General features: G+C 65.7%; 21 protein-coding genes. 17 read left to right on the top strand and 4 right to left on the bottom strand.

Going from position 1 to position 26,213, the window contains the following annotated elements; all coding sequences use genetic code 11:
- The first annotated feature begins 6 nt into the window (after positions 1-6).
- The 4 genes from H0485_RS13590 to H0485_RS13575 all read left to right on the top strand — a co-directional run bounded on the left by H0485_RS13590 (position 7) and on the right by H0485_RS13575 (position 5,999).
- Positions 7-3,165 (top strand): multidrug efflux RND transporter permease subunit, encoded by a 3,159-nt coding sequence (locus tag H0485_RS13590; protein ID WP_226936422.1) that lies wholly within the window; start codon positions 7-9, stop codon positions 3,163-3,165.
- A gap of 92 nt (positions 3,166-3,257) precedes the next feature.
- Complete coding sequence (locus tag H0485_RS13585; RefSeq protein WP_226936420.1) at positions 3,258-4,634, top strand: efflux transporter outer membrane subunit; 1,377 nt, start codon at positions 3,258-3,260, stop codon at positions 4,632-4,634.
- Positions 4,635-4,756: 122 nt separating this feature from the next.
- Positions 4,757-5,323 carry a L,D-transpeptidase gene (locus H0485_RS13580; protein ID WP_435531505.1) on the top strand — a complete coding sequence of 189 codons (567 nt, stop codon included), beginning with the start codon at positions 4,757-4,759 and terminating at the stop codon, positions 5,321-5,323.
- Between the two features lie 37 nt (positions 5,324-5,360).
- Positions 5,361-5,999, top strand: coding sequence for a DsbA family protein (locus H0485_RS13575; RefSeq protein ID WP_226936419.1), 639 nt, complete (start codon positions 5,361-5,363; stop codon positions 5,997-5,999).
- 107 nt (positions 6,000-6,106) lie between these two features.
- On the opposite strand, the gene H0485_RS13570 is transcribed toward H0485_RS13575, so the two are convergent.
- Both H0485_RS13570 and H0485_RS13565 read right to left on the bottom strand, forming a co-directional pair.
- Complete coding sequence (locus H0485_RS13570; RefSeq protein ID WP_226936417.1) at positions 6,107-6,880, bottom strand: hydroxypyruvate isomerase family protein; 774 nt, start codon at positions 6,878-6,880, stop codon at positions 6,107-6,109.
- Between the two features lie 10 nt (positions 6,881-6,890).
- Positions 6,891-7,481: a DUF1285 domain-containing protein gene (locus tag H0485_RS13565; RefSeq protein ID WP_226936415.1), complete on the bottom strand. Its 591-nt coding sequence runs from the start codon at positions 7,479-7,481 to the stop codon at positions 6,891-6,893.
- 260 nt (positions 7,482-7,741) lie between these two features.
- Here H0485_RS13565 and H0485_RS13560 point away from each other — a divergent pair, with 260 nt between their 5' ends.
- From H0485_RS13560 to H0485_RS13545, 4 genes are read left to right on the top strand one after another with little or no spacing between them, the layout of a single operon-like run.
- The gene (locus H0485_RS13560; protein WP_226936413.1) at positions 7,742-8,758 is read left to right on the top strand and encodes an AAA family ATPase; all 1,017 of its coding nucleotides are present in this window, start codon (positions 7,742-7,744) and stop codon (positions 8,756-8,758) included.
- On the top strand, positions 8,755-9,627 hold the full coding sequence (locus H0485_RS13555; RefSeq protein WP_226936412.1) for a DUF58 domain-containing protein: 873 nt from the start codon (positions 8,755-8,757) through the stop codon (positions 9,625-9,627). The genes H0485_RS13560 and H0485_RS13555 overlap by 4 nt, the downstream gene beginning before the upstream one ends.
- Positions 9,627-12,464: a DUF4159 domain-containing protein gene (locus H0485_RS13550; RefSeq protein WP_226936410.1), complete on the top strand. Its 2,838-nt coding sequence runs from the start codon at positions 9,627-9,629 to the stop codon at positions 12,462-12,464. The genes H0485_RS13555 and H0485_RS13550 overlap by 1 nt, the downstream gene beginning before the upstream one ends.
- Positions 12,464-14,557, top strand: a complete 2,094-nt coding sequence (locus H0485_RS13545) for a hypothetical protein (protein ID WP_226936543.1) — start codon at positions 12,464-12,466, stop codon at positions 14,555-14,557. The genes H0485_RS13550 and H0485_RS13545 overlap by 1 nt, the downstream gene beginning before the upstream one ends.
- A 46-nt stretch (positions 14,558-14,603) precedes the next feature.
- Here the strand turns inward: H0485_RS13545 and H0485_RS13540 are convergent, their stop codons facing one another.
- Both H0485_RS13540 and H0485_RS13535 read right to left on the bottom strand, forming a co-directional pair.
- Positions 14,604-15,302, bottom strand: a complete 699-nt coding sequence (locus H0485_RS13540) for a DUF599 domain-containing protein (RefSeq protein WP_226936409.1) — start codon at positions 15,300-15,302, stop codon at positions 14,604-14,606.
- A 94-nt stretch (positions 15,303-15,396) separates the two neighbouring features.
- Positions 15,397-15,810 (bottom strand): CopD family protein, encoded by a 414-nt coding sequence (locus H0485_RS13535; RefSeq protein WP_226936407.1) that lies wholly within the window; start codon positions 15,808-15,810, stop codon positions 15,397-15,399.
- A 163-nt stretch (positions 15,811-15,973) separates the two neighbouring features.
- Between H0485_RS13535 and H0485_RS13530 the strand changes: the two genes are divergently transcribed.
- The 9 genes from H0485_RS13530 (at position 15,974) to H0485_RS13490 (ending at position 26,194) form a co-directional block, all read left to right on the top strand.
- The gene (locus tag H0485_RS13530; RefSeq protein ID WP_226936405.1) at positions 15,974-17,446 is read left to right on the top strand and encodes an FAD-linked oxidase C-terminal domain-containing protein; all 1,473 of its coding nucleotides are present in this window, start codon (positions 15,974-15,976) and stop codon (positions 17,444-17,446) included.
- A gap of 6 nt (positions 17,447-17,452) precedes the next feature.
- Entirely contained in the window at positions 17,453-18,610 is a 1,158-nt protein-coding gene (locus H0485_RS13525; protein WP_435531504.1) for an FAD-binding protein, read from the top strand.
- Positions 18,610-19,905, top strand: coding sequence for a glycolate oxidase subunit GlcF (gene glcF / locus H0485_RS13520; RefSeq protein WP_226936403.1), 1,296 nt, complete (start codon positions 18,610-18,612; stop codon positions 19,903-19,905). The genes H0485_RS13525 and glcF overlap by 1 nt, the downstream gene beginning before the upstream one ends.
- A 177-nt stretch (positions 19,906-20,082) precedes the next feature.
- Positions 20,083-20,931 carry a trypsin-like serine peptidase gene (locus H0485_RS13515; protein ID WP_226936401.1) on the top strand — a complete coding sequence of 283 codons (849 nt, stop codon included), beginning with the start codon at positions 20,083-20,085 and terminating at the stop codon, positions 20,929-20,931.
- 250 nt (positions 20,932-21,181) lie between these two features.
- A complete protein-coding gene (locus H0485_RS13510) occupies positions 21,182-21,658 on the top strand; it encodes an Hsp20 family protein (RefSeq protein ID WP_226936399.1) in 477 nt (158 codons plus the stop codon).
- A 225-nt stretch (positions 21,659-21,883) separates the two neighbouring features.
- A complete protein-coding gene (locus H0485_RS13505; protein WP_226936397.1) occupies positions 21,884-23,362 on the top strand; it encodes an NAD-dependent succinate-semialdehyde dehydrogenase in 1,479 nt (492 codons plus the stop codon).
- A 333-nt stretch (positions 23,363-23,695) separates the two neighbouring features.
- On the top strand, positions 23,696-24,214 hold the full coding sequence (locus H0485_RS13500; protein ID WP_226936395.1) for a peptidoglycan-binding protein: 519 nt from the start codon (positions 23,696-23,698) through the stop codon (positions 24,212-24,214).
- 157 nt (positions 24,215-24,371) lie between these two features.
- On the top strand, positions 24,372-24,908 hold the full coding sequence (locus tag H0485_RS13495; RefSeq protein ID WP_226936393.1) for an RNA polymerase sigma factor: 537 nt from the start codon (positions 24,372-24,374) through the stop codon (positions 24,906-24,908).
- A complete protein-coding gene (locus H0485_RS13490) occupies positions 24,905-26,194 on the top strand; it encodes a YfbK domain-containing protein (protein ID WP_226936391.1) in 1,290 nt (429 codons plus the stop codon). Before H0485_RS13495 ends, H0485_RS13490 begins: the two co-directional genes overlap by 4 nt.
- Positions 26,195-26,213 lie beyond the last annotated feature (19 nt).

Genomic DNA, 26,213 nt, shown 5'->3' with positions numbered 1-26,213 from the left:
GCAGCAATGGCAAAGTTTTTCATCGACAACCCGGTTCTGGCCTGGGTCATCTCGATCTTCATCGTACTGGCAGGGGCTTTGTCCCTGCCGATGCTGCCCGTATCGCAATATCCCGATGTGGCACCGCCGCAGGTCACCATCTCGACCCGCTTCTCGGGCGCATCGCCTGAGGATCTCTATCAGCAGGTCACCCAGCCGATTGAGGAAGAGCTGAACGGCATTCCGGGGCTGCTTTATTTCGAGAGCACCTCGGAAGCCACCGGCGCGGTCTCGATCAACGTCACCTTCGCTTCGGGTACCGAGATCTCGCAGGCGGTGGTGGATACCCAGAACCGCCTGCGCCGCGTCGAGGCGGCTTTGCCGCAGCAGGTGCGTCAGCAGGGCATCACGGTTGAAGAGGCCGGTGCCGGCTTCCTGATGGTGGTCGCTCTCACCGCTACCCCGGAATCGGGGCTCGATGACGTGGCGCTCGGCGATTACATGTCGCGCAATATCGTAAATGAAATCAGGCGTGTACCGGGTGTGGGCAAGGCGCAGCTCTTTGCGACCGAGCGCGCGATGCGGGTCTGGATCGATCCGGCGAAACTGGTCGGCCTTGACCTTTCGGTCACCGAGATCAGCGCTGCCATTGCCGAGCAGAATGCGCAGGTCGCGGCAGGCTCGATCGGGGCTGAGCCGATGCCTCCGGGCACGCAGATCCAGGCCTCGCTGCTGGTTTCCGGTCAGATGAAAACCCCTGAGGAATTCGGCAATATCGTGCTGCGCTCACGCGATGACGGCTCGCTGGTGCGTCTCAAAGACGTGGCGCGGATCGAGGTCGATGCCGAGCTTTATGCCTTCAGCACCTTCCTCAATGGTCAGGAAACCGCCGCGCTGGCGGTGCAGCTGTCGCCCACGGGCAATGCGCTCGATACCGCAGCGGGCGTGCGGGCGGTGATGGACCGGTTGCAGCCGCTGTTCCCCGAGGGGGTTGAATACAGCATTCCCTATGACACCACGCCTTTCGTTTCGGCCTCAATCACCAAGGTTCTGATGACCCTGGTGGAGGCTGTGGCGCTGGTCTTTGTGGTGATGTTCGTCTTCCTGCAGAACTTCCGCTATACGGTGATCCCGACCCTTGTGGTGCCGATTGCGCTGTCGGGGACGCTGGCCGTCATGTATGCGGCGGGCTTCTCGATCAACGTTCTGACCATGTTCGCGATGATCCTTGCCATCGGCATTCTCGTCGATGACGCCATCGTGGTGGTGGAAAACGTCGAGCGGATCATGTCGGAAGAGGGGCTCTCTCCCTATGAGGCCTCGAAGAAAGCAATGGGTCAGATTTCCGGCGCTATTGTCGGCATCACCCTGGCGCTGATGGCGGTTTTCGTGCCGCTGGCCTTCTTCCCGGGTTCGGTCGGGATCATCTATCAGCAGTTCTCGCTGACCATGGTGGTGTCGATCTTCTTCTCGGCCTTCCTCGCGCTCTCGCTGACCCCGGCGCTCTGCGCCACCTTCCTCAAGCCGGTGGCCAAAGGCCATGGCCATGCGAAAAAGGGTGTGTTTGGCTGGTTCAACCGCAGCTTTGACCGCACCACCCGGGGCTTTACCGGCATTGTCTCGGGCCTCGTGCGCCGGGCTGGCCGGATGATGGTGATCTATCTGGCTCTGGTGGCCGGGGTTGGCTATTTCTACGTGAAAATCCCGGCCTCCTTCCTGCCGAATGAGGATCAGGGCTTCCTGCTGGCCAATATCCAGGGCCCGCCCGGTGCCTCGAGCTACCGCCTGCGTGAAGTGACCAAACAGGTTGAGGGCGCGGCTCTCTCGATGGAGGGCGTGGCCAGCATCGTGATGGTGCAGGGCTTCTCCTTCTCGGGTCAGGGTCCGAATTCCGGCCTTGCTTTCGTGCAGCTGAAAGACTGGAGCGAGCGCAAGACCCCGGAACTGCATGCTGATGCGCTGGCGGGTGGCTTCACCATGCGCCTGATGGGCATCCGTGACGCCTTTGCTTTCGCGCTGTCGCCGCCGCCGATCATGGGTCTGGGCAGCAGCTCGGGCTTCTCCTTCCGTCTTCAGGACCGCGCCAATAATGGTCAGCCTGCGCTGCAGGCTGCCATGGGGCAGATCCTCGGAGCCGCGGCACAGAGTGAGGTTCTGGGCCAGACCTATCCTGAGGGTCTGCCCGCCGGTCCGCAGCTTTCGCTGAGCATCGACCGCGAGAAGGCCAATGCCTTTGGCGTGACCTTTGGCGAGATCAACCGCACCATCTCGGTCGCGCTTGGTTCGGGCTATGTCAATGACTTCCCCAATGACGGCAAAATGCAGCGCGTCATGGTCCAGGCCGAAGCCTCGGCCCGCACCAATATTGAAGATGTGCTGAAGCTGAACGTGCGCAATGTGCAGGGCGGGATGGTGCCGCTGTCGAGCTTTGCCACTGCCGAATGGGGCTTTGGTCCGAGCCAGATCATTGGCTATAATGGCTATCCTTCGGTGCGGATCAATGGTTCGGCCAATCCGGGCTATTCCTCGGGCGATGCGATTGCCGAGATGGAGCGGATCGCCGCTGAACTGCCGCCGGGCTTTGCCTTTGAATGGACCGGTCAGTCGAAACAGGAGATTGAGAGCGGCAGCCAGGCCCCGATGCTGATCGGCCTGTCGGTGCTCTTCGTCTTCCTCTGCCTTGCTGGTCTCTATGGCTCGTGGTCGATCCCGCTATCAGTCATGCTGATCGTGCCGATGGGCGCCATCGGTTCGGTCGCTGCGGTGACCCTGGCGGGCCTGTCGAATGACGTCTATTTCACCGTGGGTCTGATCACGATTGTGGGACTTTCGGCGAAAAACGCGATTCTGATCGTTGAGGTAGCCAAGGACCTGATCGCCGAGGGCGCCGAGCTGATCGAGGCCACGGTCGAGGCCTGTCGTCTGCGCTTCCGGCCGATCCTGATGACCTCGCTGGCCTTCACCATGGGCGTGGTGCCGATGGCAACTGCCACCGGCCCTTCGGCTGCTTCTCAGAATGCCATCGGCATCAACGTGGTGGGCGGTATGGTCTCGGCGACGGTTCTCGGGGTGCTGTTCACGCCGGTGTTCTTCGTCTTCATCATGAAGCTGTTTGGCACACATAAGAAACTGAAGCCGAAGGCGACACAGACAGGTTCCCAGGCTGCCGCACATCCGGCAGAGTAAGATAACAGCGGGGGCGTGGTCTGAGCCGTGCCCCTGTCACCCTTTCCAAAAACTGCGGCCACGCCGTTTCCGCGATCTGAAAAGAAGAAACCATGAGCAGCACATCTCTTCCCCGGCGCGCGCGGCCTGGCCGCTTCCTGACCATTTTCCCGCTGACCCTGGCGCTGGCCGCCTGTGCGACCACGGAGTTTACCAGGCCGACGCCGGATCTGGCCGGCAGTTTCGCCGCCAGCGCGCCCGGCCGCAGCGCCAGTGGTGCCTGGTGGCAGAGCTTCCGTGATCCTACCCTTGACGGGCTGATCCGCCAGGGGCTGTCGCGCAACCTCTCGATCCAGGAAGCGATTGCGGCGATTGATGCGGCCGAGGCTGCGGCACAGATCACCCGTGCCGCCGATCTGCCCGGCGTCAGCGCCGGGGCGAATGCCAGCCGGGCCGAGAGCACCCAGGGGGGGATCACCGAATCCACCTCGGCCACGCTCTCGACCTCGTGGATGATTGATATCTTTGGCGGCAACCGCGCTGCCCGCGCGGCGGCTGTCGCGGAATGGGAGGCGGCGAAGCTGTCGCAGGAAGTCGCCCGGCGCACCGTGGCTGCGGCCGTGACTTCGGCCTATATTGATCTGCGCTTCTATCAGGAAAGCATCGCGCTGACCCGGCAGAGCATCACCAGCCGCCAGGAAACCCTGAATCTGACCCGGGATATGGTTGAGGTGGGTCAGGCCAGCCGTCTGGACCAGCTGCAGGCCGAGCAGGCCGTGGCCCAGGCCCAGGCCAGCCTGCCGGCGCTGGAGATCGGCTTTGACCGCTCGCTGAACCGCCTTGCCTCGCTGGTCAACAGCCGCTCGGCCACGCTGCGCCCGCAGCTGCAGAAAGGCGCCTCGCAGCCTTCGGCGCGGTTCAAACCCTCGGTCGGCCTGCCAGCTGATGTCATCCGTGCCCGTCCCGATGTGGCTATTGCCGAAAAAGGTCTTGCCGCCGCCGCCGCCCGCGTCGGTGTGGCAGAGGCCGCCTTCTGGCCCTCGGTCACGCTTTCGGGCTCGATTACCCCGGCCAATATCCGCGGCGGCGCCAATCCGACCTCCTGGGCGATCGGTCCGCAGATCAACCTGCCGATCTTCACCGGCGGGGCGAATAAGGCGCGTCTCTCGGCGGCAGAGGCCAATGCGGTCCAGGCCGAGCTGAAATGGCGTGGTTCGGTGCTGAATGCGGTGGAAGAGGTCGAGAACGGGCTTTCGGCCTGGAACCGCGGCGCTTCCAACGTGGCGGCGCAGCGTCGTCTGGTGGCCAATGCCCAGGAAACGGTCTCGCTGGCGCGTGAGGCCTGGGGCTCGGGGCAGACCGATTTCTTCACCGTCCTCGATGCCGAGCGCAACCTGCTGAGCGCGCGCAGTGCCCTTGCCGGTGCGGTACGTGACCTGGCGGCGGGCTATGTCTCGCTTTCGGTCGCGGCGGGCTCGCCCCTGCAATAATCGGGCCCGCGCCCGGTACATTCACATCTCTGTGACCCCGCTGCGCTGATTGTGATCGGCAGCGGGGTTAATTTTGCACCTTGCCGCACTTAAGCTGCCGGAAACAGACGGAGTGTAGGGTCATGAGTGGCAATCTGATGAAACGGCGCGCGCTTCTGGGGGCGGGCGCGGGTCTGGTGGCGCTCGCCGCGCCCACGCTTTTGCTGGCAGCCGAGGGCGCCGCGCCGCGTCACAATTCCTCGGCCTTTCGCATGCAGAGCTGGCGCGATCATTTCGACCGGCTCGGGAGTGGAGTGATCGTCGCCGATTTCGCCTCGCGCGCGGTGCATTACTGGGCCGGCAATGGCGAGGATTACCGGCTCTACCCCAGCTCTATCCCGCTGACCGAAGAGCTGACCCGGCGCGGCTATACCGAAGTGGTGCGCAAGAAAGTGGGCCCGAGCTGGACGCCGACCGCCAATATGAGGGAACGCGATCCCAGCCTGCCGGCTTTCCTGCCGCCGGGGCCGGATAATCCGCTCGGCACCCATGCGCTCTATCTCTCCTGGCCGGCCTATCTGATCCATGGCACCCATGACACGCGCAAGATCGGGCGGCCCTCGTCTTCGGGCTGTGTAGGCCTTTATAATGAACATATTGCCGAGCTTTTCGCTATGGTGCCGGTTGGCACGCGGGTCCGGCTGATCTGAGACTGTGGCTGCGCCGAAGAGGGACAGGATAATGCAGATGAGCGACCGGCGCGGATTTCTGAGCCTTGGAGCCGGGGCGGCAGGGGCTTTACTGCTCCGGCCTGGCCCGGGTGCGGCGCAGGCGCAGCCTCATGACAATCCGATGCCGTCGGAACTGCGCGCGGCGATTGAGCGCGAGGGCATGGCGCCGGTGCTGGGCAATCCGGCAGGCAATATCACCCTGACCGAATTCTTTGACTATAACTGCCCCTGGTGCCGCAAGATCATGCCGGTGATGCTGCAGCTGGTGGCTGCCGATCCGCAGCTGCGGCTGGTGTTCCGCGAATGGCCGATCTTTGGCGAAGACAGCTATGAGGCCTCGACCTTCTCGCTCGCGGCGCTGAAACAGGGAAAATATCTGGCGTTTCATAAGGCGCTGATGGCGGAGAAGGGGCGGGCCGGAAAGGCGACCGCAACCCGGGCTGCCAAAGCGGCGGGGCTTGACCTGGACAAGCTGAAGGCTGATGCCGGCTCGGCCGATGTGCTGGCGCATATCGATCACAGCATGGCGCTTGGCGATCATCTGGGCCTGGCAGGCACGCCGACCTTTATTGCCGGCCATGACGGGCTGTTTGGCGGGCAAAGCCTGAAAGATCTTCAAAAGCTGGTGGCCAATGCCCGCGCACAGCTGCTCTAGCCATCCCTGCGGCTGATAACATTTTGCTTTGGAAATGAAAAAGCCCCGGAACATGCCGGGGCCCTTTCACTTTGTCAGGTTTTGGGGCCGGGCCTTCCGGCAGGGGATCAGTCGCCGATCAGCCGGTCGCGTGATTTCAGCGCCTGAAGCCAGAACAGCCCCTGGGCCGTGCCGCGTGCCGGGCGGTATTCGGCGCCGATCCAGACCTGATCCAGCCCCGCCACCGCATCGCAGAGCCTCGGCAGCGAGAAGCCACCGCCGCCAGGCTCATTGCGCGAGGGGAAACCGGCGATCTGTACATGATTGACCCGCGCTTCATGGTCTTCCCAGACCCTTTCGGCATCGCCATGCAGCCGGGCCGCATGCCAGATGTCGAATTGCAGACCGATGCGGGGATGGTTCAGATCATCAAGGATCCGCGCCGCCTGATCGAAATCATTGAGGAAATAGCCGGGCATATCCTCGGGGTTCAGCGGCTCGATGGTCAGCCGCAGATTCGGCGCCTGTTCGGCGGCCCAGGCGAGGTTCTCGGTGAAAACCGCCTCGGCCTGGGGGCCGCGCGCCACACCTGCCATCACATGCACCGTCGGCACTTTCAGCCGGGTGGCATAATCGGCGGCATGCAGGAAACCATCGCGGAAGGTGGTCTCATCGCCCGGACGCGCGGCAAAGCCCCGATCCCCCGAGAGCCAGTCCCCGGGCGGGGTATTGATCAGCACGAGCGGCAGATCGCCCAGAGCCCGTTCCCAGTCGGCAACCGGGTGATCATAGGGAAACAAAACCTCAACGCCGTCAAAGCCGGTGCGACGCGCCCAGTCGGGGCGGTCGAGCATCGGCACTTCGGTGAAGAGCAGGGTCAGATTGGCGGCAAAGCGGGGCATGGGAATGGGGTCAGGCCAGTTCTGAAGATCGGATTACCGGAAAAAACTGCCCCGAGGACCAGAGGCCGAACCAGCTATCCCCCTCGTGGGTCTCGTGGCAACCCAAATCCACCAGACGGAAGAAGCTTTTGCGGTCAATCCGGGCCTCAAGCCCGGCGCGCACCATGATATAGGGCGAGGGGGCGTCGCTCGCCGGGTCCTGGACAATGCGCAGAACATGTCCGGGTCCGGCGGTGACCACATCCTCAGTGCGGGTGGTAAAGGTCAGGCTCTGATCGCGACCCTGGCCCGAGACCTCAAAATCCACCGCATGCAGCGGCGCATCCTCGACCGTGATCCCGACCTTCTCGACCGGGGTGACCAGGTAGTATTTTCCCGCTTCCAGCTTCAGGATCGAGGAGAAAAGCTTCACCAGCGGCGCGCGGCCAATCGGAGAGCCGAGATAATACCAGGTGCCGTCGCGGGCGATGCGGATATCAAGATCACCGCAGAAATCGGGGTTCCACAGATGAACGGGGGGCAGTTTCCCGCCCTTTGCCGCCGAACTCGCGGCCGCAGCCAGTCCTTCTGCCGAAGGCGATTTTGCATCTTCCTGTGCCATCCTGGCCTTCTCCCGGATCACTGCGCCCTGTTTCCGCGCTTGCACCGGTTCTGGCAAGGGGGGGCTGGCTGACAATCGCGTGCTCTGGTCTTTGTTCCGCCGCCTTTGCAGATTATCCCGGGGCGGCGGCCCGGCAGCCTGCTCCGCCGGCGCTCTCACGAGGATTTGTGCCTGCCCGGCTGGGGGTCGGGTTTTGCTGTTTGTACCCGGCGCGGGATTTCGATCTAATACAGCGCAACAGAAGATCAGGGAGCTTTTCGATGCAGGACCTTGCCGGTGCAGACCAGGCCCTCGTGGCCGGGATCGAGGCGCTCGGAGCGCGGCTTTCTGAGGCACGCAGCTCAATCGAGCGCCGCTTCATCGGCCAGGAAAAAGTGGTCGAGCTGGTGCTCTCGGCGCTGCTCTGCGGGGGGCATGCGCTGCTGGTCGGTCTGCCGGGCCTTGGCAAGACCCGTCTGGTCGATACGCTCGGCACGGTGATGGGGCTGAATGCGAACCGCATCCAGTTCACCCCCGATCTGATGCCCGCCGATATCATCGGCTCGGAAGTGCTGGAAACCGCGCAGGATGGCAGCCGGGCGTTTCGCTTCCTCGAGGGGCCGGTGTTCTGTCAGCTTTTGCTGGCCGATGAGATCAACCGTGCCAGCCCGCGTACGCAATCGGCCTTGCTGCAGGCGATGCAGGAAAAGGAAGTGACCGTCGCCGGGCAGCACCGCCCGCTGGGCCGCCCCTTCCATGTTCTGGCGACGCAGAACCCGATTGAACAGGAGGGCACCTATCCTTTGCCCGAGGCGCAGCTCGACCGCTTCCTCGTTCAGGTCGATGTTGATTACCCCTCGCGCGCGGTCGAGCGCGCCATCATCCTCGCCACCACCGGCACCGAGGAAGGCGAGGCGAAACAGGTGTTTGACACCGGCTCGCTGCTGGCTGCCCAGGCGCTGATCCGCCGTATGCCGGTCGGTGAGAAAGTGGTTGAGGCCATCCTCGATCTGGTCCGCGCCTGCCGTCCGGGCGAGGCCGAGGGCCGCGATCTGAAAGACAGCCTCGCCTGGGGCCCCGGTCCGCGGGCCGCTCAGGCGCTGATGCTGACGGTACGGGCGCGGGCTTTGCTGCAGGGCCGCCTTGTCCCCTCGGTTGAGGATGTGGCAGCGCTGGCCCAGGCCACGCTGACGCACCGGATGTCTTTGTCCTTTGCCGCCCGCGCCCGGGGCGAGACCCTGCCGGAGCTGATCTCGCGGACCTCGGCGCGCATTCTCGGGCTTGAGGCTGCCGCGTGACCAGCCTGCTGCAAGCGCGGGCCGAGGCGCTCGGCCAGTCGCTGCCGGCGCTGCTGGCCGAGGCCGAGCTGCTGGCAGCCACGCTGATGCTGGGCGAACATGGTCGTCGCCGTGCCGGATCGGGCGATGAATTCTGGCAATACCGCGCCGCGCATCAGGGCGATCCGGCGCGGGCGATTGACTGGCGCCGCTCGGCCCGCTCGGACGGGCATTTCATCCGTGAACGCGAATGGCAGGCGGCGCAATCGGTCACCCTCTGGGTCGATCCGTCGAAAAGCATGAGCTTTTGCGGCGATATATCCCGCGCGGCCAAAGGCGAGCGCGCCCGGCTGCTGGCGCTGGCTCTGTCGGTCCTGTTGCTGCGCGGCGGTGAAAGGGTCGGGCTTGCCGGGCTGGCCCCGCCGCGTTCGGGCCGCAGCCATCTTTTGCGCCTGGTCCAGGATCTGGCGCGCGCGGCGGAAACGGCCACGCAGGATTATGCCGCGCCCGAGACCGCAGGCATGGTCAGCCATGGCCGCGCCGTGTTCTTCTCGGATTTCCTCGGCCCGCTCGAGGGGGTAGAGGCATCGCTGGCAAAGGCGGCGGATCGCGGTGTCAAAGGCGCGCTGGTGCAGATCCTTGATCCGGCGGAAGAGGATTTCCCCTTCGACGGCAGGGTGGTCTTCGAATCGATGGGCGGCGCTGTCCGCCATGAGACCCAGCAGGCAGGCGAATTGCGCAGCCGCTACCTCGCCCGTCTGGCCGCGCGCAAAGACCGCCTGACCGCGCTCAGCCGCGCCGTTGGCTGGCAGTTTTTCACCCATCACACCGGCCAGCCCGCACAACCGGCTTTGCTCTGGCTTTACCGCGCATTGCAGGGGGGCGGCTGATGGTCATGTTCGGCCCGATCGGTTTTCTGACACCCTGGCTGCTCTGGGGGCTGATCGCTTTGCCGGTGCTGTGGTTTTTGCTGCGCGCCGTGCCTCCGGCGCCGCTGCGCAAACGCTTTCCCGGCGTCGTGCTTCTGCTGGGGCTGCAGGATGAGGATGCCGAGACGGATAAGACACCCTGGTGGCTTTTGCTGCTGCGCATGGCGGCGATTGCGGCGCTGATCCTTGGCTTTGCCGGGCCGGTGCTGCATCCCGAGCCGAAACCGGCGGGCTCCGGCCCCCTGCTGATCGTGCTGGATGGTGGCTGGGCCGAGGCGGGCGACTGGACGCGCCGGATTGAGCGCGCGGGCCAGGTGCTGGACGAGGCCGGGCGCGACGGGCGCATCGTGGCGGTGATCCGGCTGACCGATCTGCCCGAAGCGATCAGCTTCCGCAGCGCCGCGGCCTGGACCGGGCGGCTCTCGGCGATGGAGCCTGCGGCCTATGCGCCCCAGGGGGCAGAGGCCTGGGTCCCGATGCTTCCGGCCGGGGATTTCGACACGCTCTGGCTCTCGGACGGGCTGGCGCATGAAGGGCGCGACAGGCTGGCCGGTGTTTTCAGCGCCAGAGGCCATCTGACGGTGATTGAGGGCGGTGCGGCCCTCTATGCTTTGCACCCGGTGCGCTTCGGCGAGGGCGCGGTGATTGTCGCCGCCTCGCGGCTGCAAAGCGGGGCAGCAGCGCAGATCGAGGTGATCGGGCGCGGCCCGGATCCGGCGGGGATTGAGCGCGAACTGGCCCGGATCCGGCTTGATTTTGCCCCGGGCCAGAGCCGGGCCGAGGCGGAAACCGACCTGCCGCCGGAACTGCGCAACCGCCTCACCCGCTTTGAGATTGCCGGGCTGCGCTCGGCCGGGGCGGTGACGCTGACCGATGACAGTCTGAAGCGGCGTAAAGTGGCGCTGATCTCGCCTGGGGCCCAGGCCGAGGGGCTGCAGCTGCTTTCGCCTTTGCATTACCTGCGCCAGGCGCTGGCCCCGGTTGCCGATCTGATCGAGGCGCCGCTCTCAACCGCTTTGCCCGCCAGCCCGGATGTGGTGATCCTCGCCGATGTGGCGCGGCTGACCGCCACCGAGCAGGAGGCGCTGGAGGTCTGGGTTGAAAAGGGCGGGCTGCTTTTGCGCTTTGCCGGGCCGCGGCTGGCGGGGTCGGATCTGAGCCGGTTTGAAGAGGATCCGCTGATGCCGGTGCGGCTGCGCGCGGGCGGTCGCTCGCTCGGCGGCGCGCTGAGCTGGGGCGATGCCAAAAAGCTGGCCCCTTTCCCGGAGGGCAGCCCCTTCTTTGGCCTCGCCATTCCCGATGATGTGCAGATCGCCGAACAGGTTCTGGCCCAGCCCGATCCGACACTGGCCGGGCGCACCATTGCCGCGCTTGATGACGGCACACCGCTGGTCACCCGCAAGATCCTGGGCGAGGGCCAGGTGGTGCTGATCCATGTCACCGCCAATGCCGAATGGTCGACTTTGCCTTTGTCGGGCCTGTTCATGCAGATGCTGGAGCGGCTGGCGATCTCGACCCGCCCCTCGCTGCCCGAGGCCAGGGATCTGGCCGGCCAGCTCTGGGTGCCGGAGATGATGCTGAACGCCTGGGGCGAAGAGCGCGATGCGGGCGAGGTGGCGGGCGTGCCGGGGGAGGATCTGGCGAAAGCAATGCTTGAGGGGCCAGGCCCGGCCTGGCCACCGGGGCTTTATGCCGGACAGGAGCGCCGCGTGGCGCTGAATGTCATCGCGGCTGAGACCAGGCTGGAACCGGCGCTCTGGCCCCCGGGTGTGGTGCCAGAGGGGCTGGCGGCTTTGCCTGAACACTCGCTGAAGGGTGGGTTCCTCTCGGCCGGATTGCTGGCTTTGCTCGCCGATATCCTGGCCTCGCTCTGGCTGGCCGGGCGGCTGTCAGGCTGGCGGCGCGGCACGGCGGCGCTGCTGATCCTGGCCTTCCTGCCGTTTGCCGCCCCGGAAGCCCGGGCTCAGGAGAGCCCTGCGAGCCCCGCGCTCCGCGGGGACAGCAATCCGGCGGGCGCTCTGCCCGAAGGGCCGCAGCCTGGCGATGATTTCGCCATTGAGGCCACCTATGGCGTGGCTCTGGCCTATGTGAAAACCGGCGATCCGCAGATTGACGAATTGTCTGAAGCGGGGCTTGCCGGTCTGGGCGACCGGCTCTGGCAGCGCACCTCGATCGAGCCGCAGCCGCCGATCGGCGTCGATCCGGAAAGTGATGAGCTGGCGTTTTTCCCCTTCCTCTACTGGCCGGTTACGGCGGATGCTCCGACCCCCTCCGACGCCGCCTATGCGAAGCTGAACCAGTTTCTGCGCACCGGCGGCATGATCTTGTTTGACACCCGCGATGCCGGGGTCGCGGGTTATGGCGCGGCCACCGGCGAGGGCCAGGCGCTGCAGCGTATCGCGGCGGGGCTGGATATTCCGGCGCTGGAGCGCATCCCCGAAGATCACGTTCTGACCCGCACCTTCTACCTGCTGCAGAATTTCCCCGGCCGCTTCAGCGAGGGTACGATCTGGGTCGAGGCCGCACCCGAAGACGCGGATCAGGAGGAAGGCGCGCCCTTCCGTAATCTCAATGACGGCGTGACCCCGGTGGTGATCGGCGGCAATGACTGGGCGGCGGCCTGGGCCACCGATGCGAATGGTATACCCTTGCTGCCGGTCGGGCGCGGCGCCGCCGGAGAGCAGCAGCGCGAGATCGCCTGGCGCTTTGGCATCAATCTGATCATGCATGTGCTGACCGGCAATTATAAATCTGACCAGGTCCATGTGCCTGCTCTGCTTGAGAGGCTGGGCCAATGATGCCGCATCTGGTCTTTGCACCGCTGATCCCGACCGGGCTGCTCTGGTTGCTGGCAGGGGTGACGCTGGTGATGCTGGGCCTTGCGCTCTGGCGCGGCCTCGCGGGCTGGCTGCTGCGCAGCTTCGCGCTTGGCGCTTTGCTGGCGGCCCTTGCCGGGCCCTCGCTGCAAAGCGAAGAGCGTCAGGCGCTTTCCGATATTGTCCTGGTGCTGGTCGATGACAGCGCCAGCCAGGGCCTTGGTGAGCGGGGCGCGCAGAGTCGGGCTGCTTTGCAGCGGATCGAAAGCCGGGTCGCGGCGCTGGAAAACACCGAATTGCGGGTCAGGCGCATCGGGGACGGGGCCGAGAATACCGGAACCCTCGCGATGAATGCCATGGCCGGGCTGCTGGCTGAAGTGCCGCGCTCACGGGTGGCGGGGGTGATCCTGATCTCGGACGGAAGGGTGCATGATCTGGAGATGCGCCCCGATCTGCCCGCGCCCTTCCATCTGCTGCTGACCGGCGAGGAGCAGGACTGGGATCGCCGCCTCGTGGTGAAAAATGCCCCGGCCTTTGCCATTATCGGCGAGGAATTCCGGCTCGAGCTGATGGTTGAGGATCAGGGCAGGGTGCCCGCATCTGCGCCAGCCTATGCCGAGCTGACCATCGCCGTCGATGCCGAGGAGCCGCAGAGCTATACCGTGCCGGTGAATGAGCCGCTGGAACTGCCGGTCACCCTGCCGCATGGCGGGCTGAATGTGCTGCAGTTTGAGATTGCCGCCACGCCGGGCGAGCTGACCGCGCGCAATAACAGCGCCGTGGTGCAGATCAACGGCGTGCGTGACCGGCTCAGGGTGCTGCTGGTCTCGGGCGAGCCCCATGCCGGTGAGCGGGTCTGGCGCAACCTGCTGAAATCCGATGCCAGCGTTGATCTGGTGCATTTCACCATTCTGCGCCCGCCCGAGAAGCAGGATGGGGTGCCGGTGGATGAGCTGTCGCTGATCGCCTTCCCCACCCGTGAGCTGTTCGTTGAAAAGATCGAGGAATTCGATCTGATCATCTTTGACCGCTACCGGATGCGGGGCATTCTGCCGATGTCCTATATTGATAATGTGGTGCGCTATATCCGCAATGGCGGCACGGTTCTGGTGGCCTCGGGGCCGGAATTCGGGGCGGTCGACAGCCTCTATCGCTCGCCTCTGGCCGAGGTGCTGCCGGTCGCGCCGACCGCGCAGGTGGTCGAGGGCGGCTTTCGTCCGAAGATCACCGAACTGGGCCAGCGCCATCCGGTGACCGAGGGGCTGGAGAAATTCGCGCCGCTTGCGGCTGAGGGGGATGAGCCGGGCTGGGGCCGCTGGTTCCGTATTCTCGAGGTCGAGAAATTCTCGGGCCAGACGGTGATGGAGGGGCCGGATGGTATGCCGCTGCTGGTGCTGGACCGCGTCGATGAGGGGCGGATCGCGGTGCTGACCTCGGATCATGCCTGGCTCTGGGGCCGGGGCTATGAGGGCGGCGGGCCGCAGCTCGAACTTCTGCGCCGGCTGGCGCATTGGATGCTGAAAGAGCCCGATCTCGAGGAAGAGGCGCTGACCGCCACGGCGAGCGGCAATGTGCTGACCATCACCCGGCGCACGGTTGGAGAGACCCCGCCCGGGCCGGTCACCCTGACCGCGCCGGATGGCAGCGTGACCAGCCATGACATGCGCCAGCTTTCGGCGGGGAAATATCAGCTGATCTGGGAAGCGCCGGCGACCGGGCTTTACCGTCTCGATCAGGGCGATCTGACCCGGGTCATCGGCATCGGCCCGGCCAGCCCGAAAGAGTTTGAGCAAACCATCGCCGATGGCACGGCGCTTCTGGCGCCCAAACCGGGGGCCAGCGGGGCCTGGGGCAGCCTGACCCGGCTGGAGCCCGGCCTGCCCGAGCTGCGTCTGGTGGCACAGGGTCGCCCGGCCTCCGGGCGCGGCTGGATCGGCCTCACCCCGCGTGAGGCCTATGTGACCCTGGAGTTGCGTCAGGCGGCTTTGCTGCCGGGCTGGGCCTGGCTCATGCTGGCGGCCGGGCTTGCGATTGCGGCCTGGCTGATTGAGGGGCGGCGGGGCGCAAAGCGCTGAGCCGCGCGCGCCGCTTACTCTGACCGGCGCCTCAGCTGTCCGGGTCTCACTCTGAGCGGCGGTCGAGGATCACCTCGCGCGACTGCGACCAGAATTCCCGGCGCAAAAGTGTGGCGCTGGTGATCAGCGTGGCAAGAACCAGCGCCGCTTCGCCAAGGATCCAGGCGAGACCGGCAAGCGCAAAATAGATCGCGCGCAGGCCGCGGTTATAGCTTTTGGCGGCGGTGCCATTGATATCGGCGGCCTGTTCGGCGCGGTGCATCGCCTCGGGATGATCCGGATCATTGGGCACGGCCGCCATCAGAATGGCGCAATAGCCAAACAGCCGGTGCGCCCAGATGAATTTCAGCAGCGCATTGGCGAGAAAGGCCATGGGCAGCAGCATTTTCAGCGCCAGATCAATATGGCCGGTGGCAATCGGCAGATCGGCTGCCAGTTCCCGCATCGCCCCCGAATTGCCGATCATCGCTGAGCCGCCGCCAAGCGCCAGCATCGAGGCCGAGGCGAAGAAAGTGGTGCCCTGGCGCAGCGAGGCAATCAGCGAGACGTCAAACAGCCGGGGCGTGCGGGTGATGAAGGTATGCATCCAGTCGCGCCGGTAGGCCTGCATCAGGATGGTGACCGAGGGCCGGGCGCGGGGTGGATGCTCCACCAGCCAGCCGATGCCGAACCAGGCCAGAAAAATCAGCGCCAGCGCCAGCCATTCCGCAGTGGTGATATCAGCCAGAGTTTGCAGCGAGGACATTGCGGGGCCTCCGGGGGCAGAGGGGATCGGTAACACGGGCTTTCAGTCACTCAGGCAGAACACCCCCGCAGCGGGGGGAGAGAAAAGAACGGGCTCAGAAGGGTTTGACCACGACAGCCCAGAGGATAGCGATCACCGCGAAAACGCTGATCTCGTTGAAAATACGCAAGAACAGATCGCTCTCGCGGAACTCGCCCCGGCGCGCGCGCATCACCATACGCCCGGTCAGAATATACTGGATCACCAGGGCCAGCACCAGGGTCAGCTTCAGATGCAGCCAGGGCTGCATGCCCCAGTAGCCGATCACCAGCCAGAGGCCGGTGGCGAGCGCAATCACCATCAGCCCGGCGGAAAAGCGGTAGAGGCGGATCGTCAGATCGCCGAGCGGGCCAAATTCGCCCAGCCGCTGCCATTCGCGCTTCCAGTAGATCAGCGCGCGGGGCACGGCGAAGATTGAGGTCATCCAGCCCATGACGGCCAGAATGTGAATGATTTTGATCCAGTCCATAGGCCCAGAGGTGCCGAGTTTCCGCCCGCTTCACAAGAGGGGAAAGTGCCAGGGTGTAAAAGGCCGCATCTTCGCCCCCGGGCTGATGCAAAAACTTGCGTCACGCCGGGCTGCGCTTTAGCCATGAATGCGAGGACGGAAAATCAGCAGGGGGAGGGGAGCGGTGCAAATGCCGGATCCCGATCCGCGCATCCTGGCGCGGAAAGGTGACATTGTCGCAAAACTGGCCTCTGTGCTGGCGCAAGGGGCGCTGATCTCGGATGAGACCGGGGTACGCGCCTATGAATGCGATGCGCTGAGCGCCTGGCGCTGCCCGCCCCTGGCCGTGGCTTTGCCCGCCAGCACCGCCGAGGTCGCGGCAGTGCTGCGCATCTGTCATGACGAGGGGGTGCGCATTGTGCCGCGCGGCGCTGGCACCTCGCTCGCCGGGGGCTCGTTGCCGACCGCGGATGCGGTGGTGCTGGGCCTGTCGCGGATGAACCGGATGCTGGAGGTCGATTACGCCAGCCGCGCCGTGCATGTCGAGGCGGGGCGGACCAATCTTTCAGTTTCAGCGGCGGTGGGCGAGGCGGGCTGGTTCTATGCTCCCGATCCCTCGAGCCAGCTGGCCTGTGCTATCGGCGGCAATATCGCAATGAATTCCGGCGGCGCGCATTGTCTGAAATATGGCGTCACCACCAATAACCTGCTCGGCGTGACCCTGGTGCTGATGAGCGGCGAGGTGCTGCAGATCGGCGGGCCGTGGAATGATGCGGCGGATCTGGATCTGCTCGGCGTCATCTGCGGCTCGGAGGGGCAGCTCGGCGTGGTGACCGAGGCCTGGCTGCGCATCCTGCCAAAGCCGGAAGGCGCCCTGCCGATGCTGCTGGCCTTTGACTCGAATGAGGTGGCGGGGGAATGCGTCGCCGATATCATCCGCGCCGGTCTCTCGCCGGTGGCGATCGAATTTATGGACCGGCCCTGTATCACCGCCTGCGAGGCCTTTGCCAAAGCCGGCTATCCCGATTGCGAGGCTTTGCTGATCATCGAGGTCGAGGGCAGCGAGGGCGAGATCCGCGACCAGCTGGCCCGGATCCGCAGCGTGGCTTTGCGCCATAACCCGCTGGAGCTGCGCGAGGCCCGCGATGCAGATGAAGCCGGGCGGATCTGGCTCGGCCGCAAATCGGCCTTCGGCGCCATGGGGCAGATTGCCGATTACATCTGCCTTGACGGCACGATCCCGGTCTCAGCCCTGCCACAGGTTTTGCGCCGGATCGGAGACTTGTCGAAAGAATACGGGCTGGCGGTGGCCAATGTCTTCCATGCCGGGGACGGCAATATGCATCCGCTGATCCTTTATGATGCCAATAAACCCGGCGATCAGGAGCTTTGCGAGGCGCTCGGGGCCGAGATCCTTAAGCTTTGCGTCGCGGCGGGCGGCTGTCTCTCGGGTGAGCATGGCGTCGGCGTGGAAAAACGCGATCTGATGGATGTGCAGTTCACCCCGGCGGATCTGGAGGCGCAGATGCGGGTCAAGGATGTGTTTGATCCCGGCTGGCTGATGAACCCGGCCAAGGTGTTTCCGCTGGCCGCCTCGGCCAGCCGGCGCGGCGGTGGCGCTGCTGCCGCTGCTGGCGCAGCCCTCCGGGATATTTAAGGACAGATGATGATCAGGCCCGCAAGTGAGGCAGAGCTGGCAGAGCAGATTGCCGGACAGAAAACGCCGCTGTCCCTGCGCGGCGGCGGCACGCGCGCGCCCTTTTATACGGCGGGAGAGCTGCTGGATCTGCGCGGGCTGAATGGGGTCAGCCTCTATGAACCGGCGGCGCTGACCCTCATTGCGGGCGCAGGCACGCCGCTGGCGCAGATCGGGGCGATGCTCGCGGGCGAGGGGCAGCGGCTGGGCTTTGAACCGCCGGATTTTACCCGGCTTCTGGGCCGCGAGGGCGGCTCAACCCTTGGCGGTATAGCCTCGGAAAACGCCTCTGGTCCGCGCAGGTTTCAGGCGGGCGCGGCGCGTGACCATATGATCGGACTGCGCTTTGTTGATGGAAATGGTGTGATCACCCGCTCGGGCGGAAGGGTGATGAAGAATGTCACCGGCTATGATCTGGTGAAACTGCTGGCAGGCGCGCGCGGCCAGCTCGGGGTGATCAGCGAGATCGCCTTCCGGCTGCAGCCCCTGCCCGAAACCTCGGCCACGCTGGTTTTGCATGGGGCGACAGACCCCGAGGCGCTGATGGCGCGGGCGCTGGCCTCGCCTTTTGAGCTTTGCGGCGCCGCGCTTCTGGCGGGGCAGCCCGGCGCGCCCTTCAGCCTTTTTTTGCGGCTTGAAGGTTTTGCTCCTTCGGTCAGCTACCGGCTGCAGCGGCTGCGTGATTTGCTGCGCGGGGCGGCAGAGATCGAGGAAATCACCGATCCGGCGCAGTCTGAGGCGCTCTGGCGGCGGATCCGCGATCTGGAGGATTTCGCCGCGCATGCCCTGGTGATCTCAGCCGCGATCCGGCCCGCCCGTCTTGCCGCCTGTCGTGCGGCTCTGGCGGAAGTGGAGGGGCATGACGTGATCATTGATCAGGGCGGCGGGCTGTTGCATCTGGCCCTGCGCGCGCCCGAACCGGGTGAAGCCGCGGCGGCGCTGCAGTTGCTGCAGGATTTCTGCGCCGGTGAGGGGGGGCATGCGCGGCTGGTGAAAGCCCCGCCCGGCCTCTGGCCCCTGGTCTCGCCGCGCCAGCCCGAAGCCGCGGGCCTCCGCGCCCTGAGCCAGGCGCTGCGGGCAAAATTTGATCCGCGCGGTCTTTTCAACAGCGGAGCGCCCCTCTGATGCAGACGCATTTCACGCCCGAGCAACTTCTCGATCCGGGGCTGGCGCGCGCCAATAAGATCCTGCGCAGCTGCGTGCATTGCGGCTTTTGCACCGCCACCTGCCCAAGCTATCAGGTGCTCGGCGATGAGCTCGACAGCCCGCGGGGCCGGATCTATCTGATCAAGGAAATGCTCGAACAGGGCCGCCCCGCCGATGCGCGGGTGGCAAAACATATCGACCGCTGTCTTGGCTGTCTGGCCTGTATGACCACCTGTCCCTCCGGCGTCGATTACGCCCATCTGATCGAGGCGGGTCGCGACCATGTTGCCCGCACCTGGCGCCGACCGCTGGCCGACCGGCTGCTGCGCGGGCTGCTGGTGCGGCTCCTGCCCTATCCGGGGCGGTTCCGCCTGGCGCTTCTGGGCGGCAAAATCGCCCGGCCCTTCCGTCGCCTGATCCCGGATGCGCGGCTGCGCGCGATGCTGGAAATGGTGCCAAAGCAGATCCCGCCGGTCTCGCGCGGCGATGACCCGCAGCTTTACCCGGCCGAAGGGGTGCGAAAAGCCCGGGTGCTGCTGCTGACCGGCTGCGCCCAGAAGGCGCTGAACACCGATATCAATGCCGCGACGATCCGGCTGTTGCGCCGGGCGGGCTGCGAGGTGGTGATTGCCGAAGGCGCGGGGTGCTGTGGCGCGCTGGCGGCGCATATGGGCGAGAGCGCGCGGGCGAAACACTCCGCAACGGCGCTGATAGCGGCGGTGCTCGCCGAAGCCGGAAAGGGCGCGCTGGATGCGGTGGTGATCAATACTTCGGGCTGTGGCACCACGGTGAAAGATTACGGCCATATGTTCCAGGATGATCCCGCTATGGCCGAAGCGGCGGCCAGGGTGGCGGCGCTGGCGAAAGATGTCACCGAGCTGCTGGCCGGGTTTGATCTGCCGCCAGTGGCACAGCCGCCCGGTCTGCGTGTGGCCTATCACGCTGCCTGCTCGCTGCAGCATGGCCAGAAGATCCGTGCCGCGCCGAAGGATCTTCTGCGCCGCGCGGGGTTTGAGGTGGTCGAGCCCGCGGACAGCCATCTGTGCTGCGGCTCGGCCGGGACCTATAATCTGTTGCAGCCGCAGATCTCGGCCGAGCTGCAGCGCCGGAAGGTGGCGACGCTGGAGGCAAAAGCCCCCGAGGTGATCGCGGCGGGCAATCTGGGCTGTATGATCCAGATCGGGGCGGCAACGCAGCTGCCGGTGGTGCATACGGTTGAACTGCTGGACTGGGCCAGCGGCGGGCCGCGTCCGGGAGCGCTTGGTGAGGCCTAGGGACGGGTCCAGGGGCCGGGGACCAGGGCGAGGCGGCGCGGCCACAGCGGCGCAGGCTTTGCCCTGCGCTCCTTGTCTTTGCCGTGAAAGCGCCGGAATGATCGGCCCGAATACTGGCTGAACGGCAGGTCGGGGCCGCCTCCCGACCAGGCCCCGGGGCCAACAGGATCTGGTGTGATGTTTCGTTTGACCGCAACTTTGTGCCTCGCTTTGCTGCTGCTGCCCGGGGCGCTGTGCGCCGAGGGGAAGGGGGGCCTGCCCTCGGCCCCGGTTGGTATGCGCACCGCCGATGAGGCGCGGGGCTGGCAGGCGGTGGGCAAGCTGGTGCTCGGCTCGCGCGGTTTCTGCACCGGGGTGCTGATCGAGCCGCAGCTGGTGCTGACCGCCGCGCATTGCCTGTTTGACCGCGATACCGGATTGCGGCTGCGCGACCAGAGCATCACCTTCCAGGCGGGCTGGCGTAACGGCAGGGCCGAGGCTTACCGTGGCATCCGCCGCTCGGTCGCATTGCCCGATTACATCTATTCGGTGGCCGAAGAGATTGAGCGCGTCGGGTTCGATGTGGCTTTACTGGAGCTGGATCAGCCGATCCTGCTGCCGCAGCTGACGCCCTTTGCCACCGGAGCGCGCCCGCGGCCCGGCGATGCGGTCAGCGTGGTCTCCTATGCCCAGGACCGGGCCGAAGTGCCCTCGATCGAGCGCGACTGTCAGGTGATGGTGGTCGATACGGCGGCGCTGGTACTGACCTGCGATATTGATTTCGGCTCCTCCGGGGCGCCGGTGTTTTCCTGGCGCGAGGATGGCAGCGCCGAGGTGGTCTCGGTGATCTCGGCCAAGGCGGATTACAGCGGCCAGAAAGTCGCGCTTGCGGTGCCGGTGGAAGAGGCGCTCAGCGATCTGCGGCTTGAGCTGGCCCGGGCGGCTGAGGCGCGGCCCAACAGCGGCGAGGGGGTGCGCATCCTGTTGGGCGGGGCGGCTGGCAGCAGCGGCGGCGCCGGCGGCGGGGCAAAATTTGTCCGGCCCTGAATTTTGGCGGCCCTGAATTCTGACGGCCCTGAATTCGGAGATCCCTGAATTCCTCGGGCCCTGAACCGTGCGGTGCCGCAGCAAGACCGCGCGCCGGGCCAGACGGAATATCTGCCTGGATCTGACCCTTGAAACCCGGCGAAAGCCTTCCCAGATCATGCTCATACCGGGTGCCATGACGGGCCCGGTCAACCGCCCGGCCCCTGCGGGGGAGGGCAATCAGACGAGCATCGCTTTCTGGAGGATGATCATGCGCGGATTTGATTTCGCACCGCTTTACCGTGCCACCGTTGGTTTTGACCGCGTGGCCGATCTGATGGACCGTGTGCTGGCCAGCGATGTCGCACAGCCCGGCTATCCGCCCTATAATATCGAGAAAACCGCTGATCACGGCTATCGCATTTCGATCGCCGTCGCAGGTTTCTCGCCCGAAGATCTTTCGGTTGAGGTCAAGGAAGGCAGCCTCTTCGTCTCGGCCCGTAAATCGGCTGAGGAAGGTGAGCGCAGCTTCCTGCATCGCGGCATTGCCACCCGTGCCTTTGAGCGCCGTTTCGCGCTGGCCGATCACGTCCGGGTTGAGGCCGCCAGCCATGAGCATGGTATGCTGCATATCGACCTGGTGCGTGAGATCCCCGAGGCGATGAAGCCGCGCCGGATTGAGATTGCGGCCCCGCTGAACCCGGCCAGGCCCGCGCTTGAGGGCAAGCTGGAAGCCAGCGTCAACTGACTTCCAGCAGCCCCTCAGCTGACCCTGAAGGCGCGCCCGGGCAACCGGCGCGCCTTTTCTATTGGCCGCGGGCAAAGGCAGGGGGCCGAGAGCAAAGGCTGGGGTGTCAGGATGCCGCCAGCCGGTGCCGGAATCGCGCTGCAACTGGACCTAAACCCCGCTCTGAACTGGACAAGTGGCCTTATACCTGCCACCCGGATTGCAAAGAATTCTGCGGAGGTTTCCATGCTTGATACCGTCACCAATTTGCGCGCGCTCCTGAAGGATCCTTCGCTTCTGGTCGAAAAAGCTTTCGTCGCCGGCGAATGGATTGAGGCCGATGACGGCTCGACCTTTGAGGTGACCAACCCCGCGCGCGGCGATGTGATTGCCCGCCTGCCCAACCTCGGCCGGGCCGAGGCTGCCCGGGCCATTGCCGCAGCCGAAAAGGGCCAGAAGGCCTGGGCGGCGCGCACCGGTAAAGAGCGCAGCCAGATCCTGCGCAGATGGTTCGAGCTGATGATGGCGAACCAGGATGATCTCGGCACCATTCTGACCGCCGAAATGGGCAAGCCGCTGGCCGAGGCCAAAGGCGAGATCGCTTATGGCGCCTCCTTCATCGAATGGTTCGCCGAGGAAGCCAAGCGGATCTATGGTGAGACCATCCCGGGCCATCAGCCCGATAAACGCATCACCGTGATCAAACAGCCGATCGGTGTTGTTGCCTCGATCACGCCCTGGAACTTCCCCAATGCGATGATCACCCGCAAATGCGGCCCGGCTCTGGCGGTGGGCTGCGCTTTCGTGGGCCGGCCGGCGGCCGAGACCCCGCTTTCGGCCATCGCTCTGGCGGTACTGGCCGAGCGCGCCGGCATTCCGGGCGAGATTTTCGCGGTGATCACCTCGGCGCGGTCCTCGGATATCGGCAAGGAATTCTGCGAGAACCCTTCGGTGCGCAAGCTGACCTTCACCGGCTCGACCAATGTCGGCCGTATCCTGCTGCGTCAGGCGGCGGATCAGGTGCTGAAATGTTCGATGGAGCTGGGCGGCAATGCTCCCTTCATCGTCTTTGATGATGCCGATCTCGACAAGGCGATCGAAGGCGCGATGCTGTCGAAATTCCGCAATAATGGTCAGACCTGCGTCTGCGCCAACCGCATCTATGTCCAGTCCGCGGTCTATGATGCGTTTGCCCAGAAGCTGGCGGCGGCTCTGGCGAAAGGTACGGTAGGCGATGGCCTGTCGCAGCCGGTGCAGTTCGGCCCGCTGGTCAATGAAAAGGCGGTGCTGAAGGTCGAGGAGCATATCGCTGATGCGACCTCGAAAGGGGCGAAAGTGGTGGCGGGCGGCAAACGCCATGCTCTGGGCGGTGCCTTCTTCGAGCCGACCATCCTGACCGATGTCACCCAGGACATGCTGGTGGCCCAGGATGAGACCTTCGGCCCGATGGCACCTTTGTTCCGTTTCGAGACCGAAGAGGAAGTGGTCGGCTATGCCAATGATACGATCTTCGGCCTCGCCTCCTATTTCTACTCGCGCGATATCGGCCGCATCACCCGCGTCCAGGAAGCGCTGGAATATGGCATCGTTGGCGTCAACACCGGCCTGATCTCGACCGAGGTCGCGCCATTTGGCGGCGTCAAGCAATCGGGTCTTGGCCGCGAAGGCAGCCATCACGGCGCCGAAGACTTCCTCGAAATGAAATATATCTGCCTCTCGATCTGAGGCAGCTGCGGGGCAGGGGCCTGAGGGCCTCGGCCTGATCTTCGGGGGGATGTTCCGGCGCCAGCTGAGCCGCTTTCATCTGTCGACAAATATCCTCAGGGGGTGAATGAGCCCCGCAGGGGATCAGAGGGGGCGCGAGCGCCCCCTTTTCTTTTGTGCTAAGGTACTGAAAAGGCGGCTGCTATCAGATAGCACCGCGCTGTTTTCGCCTGACGCGCCGCTGATTTTGCCTGACAGGCGGCCCCTTGCCATTCTGATCGCATCGCTGTCGTCCTCTGGTCCCTCTGCCCGGGCCAGGCGGCGGCGCCCGCATCAGATCGGAAGGAGATCACCATGCTGCCGCGTTTTCGCATTCTCGCTGTGACGGCCCTGACCGCAGCCTCGGTTGCGCTGACCTCAATGCCTGCTCTGGCCTGGGGCAAGAAAGAACAGGGCTTCGTTGCCGGTGTTGCCGCCGCAGTGCTCGTCGATCAGCTGATCGAAGGCAGCCGGCATCGCCGCGCCACCGAGGCCCCGCGTTATTATGAAGAGCCCCGGCGCTATGTCGATTCCGGCCCGCGCTATGAGCCCCGCTATGAACCGCGCTATGAGGCGCCGCGCCGCTCGACCAAAAGCTACAGCTCGGTGCATTCGACCCCGGCAGCCCAGGCCTTCAAGACCTATAGCCCCGGCGAGCGTAAGGCGATCCAGCGCGAGCTGCGCCGGGCGGGCTATTACAATGGCGGCATCGACGGCGTCTTTGGCCCCGGCACCTATACTGCAGTTACGGAATGGGCGCGCGACAGCGGGGCCGGGGGCAATCTGCGCACCACCGGCGGCGCTTTCGCGGTCTATGACGGGCTGCTCTACTGAATGCGCGGCCTTTTGGCCTGCCGCATCTGGTCCCCCGCGCCCTGCCCGGGCTGCGGGGGAGTGTCATATCCGGCGCCGGGGGCAAAGCCCGCCGGTAATTTTTTTCACCCGCCCCCAGGGATTGCCTGATGGCCCGCGTCTGACTAGCACTATGCTGATGGAAACCCCTGATGAAACGCTCGCCACTGCGGCAGCAGCCGGAGACCGGGTGGCCTTTGCCACGCTGGTGAACCGGCATTACGACCGCATCTTTGGCCTCGCCTGGCGGATGACCGGGCTGCGCGCCGATGCCGAGGATCTGGCGCAGGATATCTGCGCCGCTTTGCCGGCCAAACTGGCCGGCTGGCGCGGAGAGGCGAAATTCACCACCTGGATCTACCGGGTTGTGGTCAATGCCGCGCATGATCTGCGCCGGCGCCAGCAGAGCCGGGCCCGGGCCTCAGAGGGCTGGGGCGACTGGGAACTGGCGCGCCAGGATGAGATTGCCAGCGGGCGCGAGGCCGGGGCCTGGCTCGCGGCGGCGATGCAGCAGCTCTCGCCTGAACTGCGCGACACGGTGGCCCTGGTTCTGGGCGAGGAGATGACCCAGGCCGAGGCGGGCCTCGTGCTCGGGGTCTCGGAGGGGACGATTTCCTGGCGTATGTCTGAGGTGAAAAAGCGCCTGCGCGTCCTTGCGGCGAGAGAGGCCGGATGATGGATGGACTGACTGATCTGCGCGCCGCCCTGAAGGCTGCGCCCCCGGCGCCCGATCCGGGGGCGCGTGCCCGTGCGATTGCACTGGCGGTTGAGAATTTTGACCGTGCCCGGCGGGCGCCGCAGGCGGAACCTCCCGCGGTGGCGGCTGCGGGGGCGGGGCTGGCTGCGGCCGGGGCGGCGCGGATATCGCGCCTGCGCCTTGCTTTGCGGGTGCTGCTCTCAAGGCCCGCGCTGACGGCGACGACATCGGTTGCAGCCCTGGCGCTGGGGGCGGCGGTGATCCTGCCTTTGGGCGAGGTGCTGCCGCAGCGCGGGGCCGTGCTTGCCCCCGCCGCGCCGGAACAGCCCCTTTCCGCCCCGGCGGCTGGCAATGCCAGCTCAGCCGCTCAGGCGGATGCCGAAGCCGGTGCGGTGGCGCGGGCGGCAGAGGCCGCGCCGCCGGTCGCGGAAATGAGCCGCAAAAGGGCCGTGCCCCCGGCGGCACCAGATCTGCTGGCCCTGCCGCAGCCCGCCCCGATGGCCGAAGCTGCCGCGCCCGGGGGGCTGGCGGATCAGGATCTGGCCGGGGCCGTCTTGCGCCAGAGTGCCGATGCGCCGGTCCCCAGCCTGTCGCTGCAGCCAGAGCCGTCCGCATGGCAGGCTCTGGGACATAGCCTTGACCTGGGCTACTGGCCCGGGCCGGGACAGATCAGCCCCGGGGCGCTGGTCAATGCTTTCGACTATGGCCCTGACGAGGCCGGGGCCGATGCGGCTTTCACCAGCCAGGTGGCCGTGCAGCCTGCCCCCTGGGATCCGGCGCGCTATCTGGTCAGCATCAGCCTGACCGGCAGTCTGGGGGGCCGCCTCGCGGCAGAGGAGGCGGCGCCGGAGCTGTCGGTGATCTGGGATCCGCAGCAGGTGACAAGCTACCGGCTGCTGGGCCATGACAGCCGGGACAGGCCCGGGCGGGGGCTGCAGATGACCGCGCTTTATGAGGTTGAACTGGCCGGTAAGCCTGATCAGCCGCCGGGTGCGGATCTGGCTTTGTTGCGCCTTAACGGCAATGCGGCTGCGCCCACCCTGTGGGAACAGCCGCTTACCGGGCGCGAGGCGGCGGATGCGGATGCACGCTTTGCCGCGGCCATCGCCGGTTTTGCGCTGATCCTGCAGGGCGACAGCGCGGTTAAGACCTGGTCGCTGCGGCAGGCGGCGGATCTGGCCGAGGCCTCGCGCGGTGCAGATCCCGAAGGGGCAAGGGCTGAGGCGGTGCGGCTGATCCGCCGCGCAGACAGCCTTCCGGACTGACTAAAAATCTCCGGCGGGC

The sequence above is a fragment of the Pseudogemmobacter faecipullorum genome, assembly GCF_020539525.1.
Lineage (GTDB): Bacteria > Pseudomonadota > Alphaproteobacteria > Rhodobacterales > Rhodobacteraceae > Pseudogemmobacter > Pseudogemmobacter faecipullorum.
Note: the sequence above shows the minus strand (reverse complement) of the source record. Positions and strands in the feature narration are given on the sequence as shown.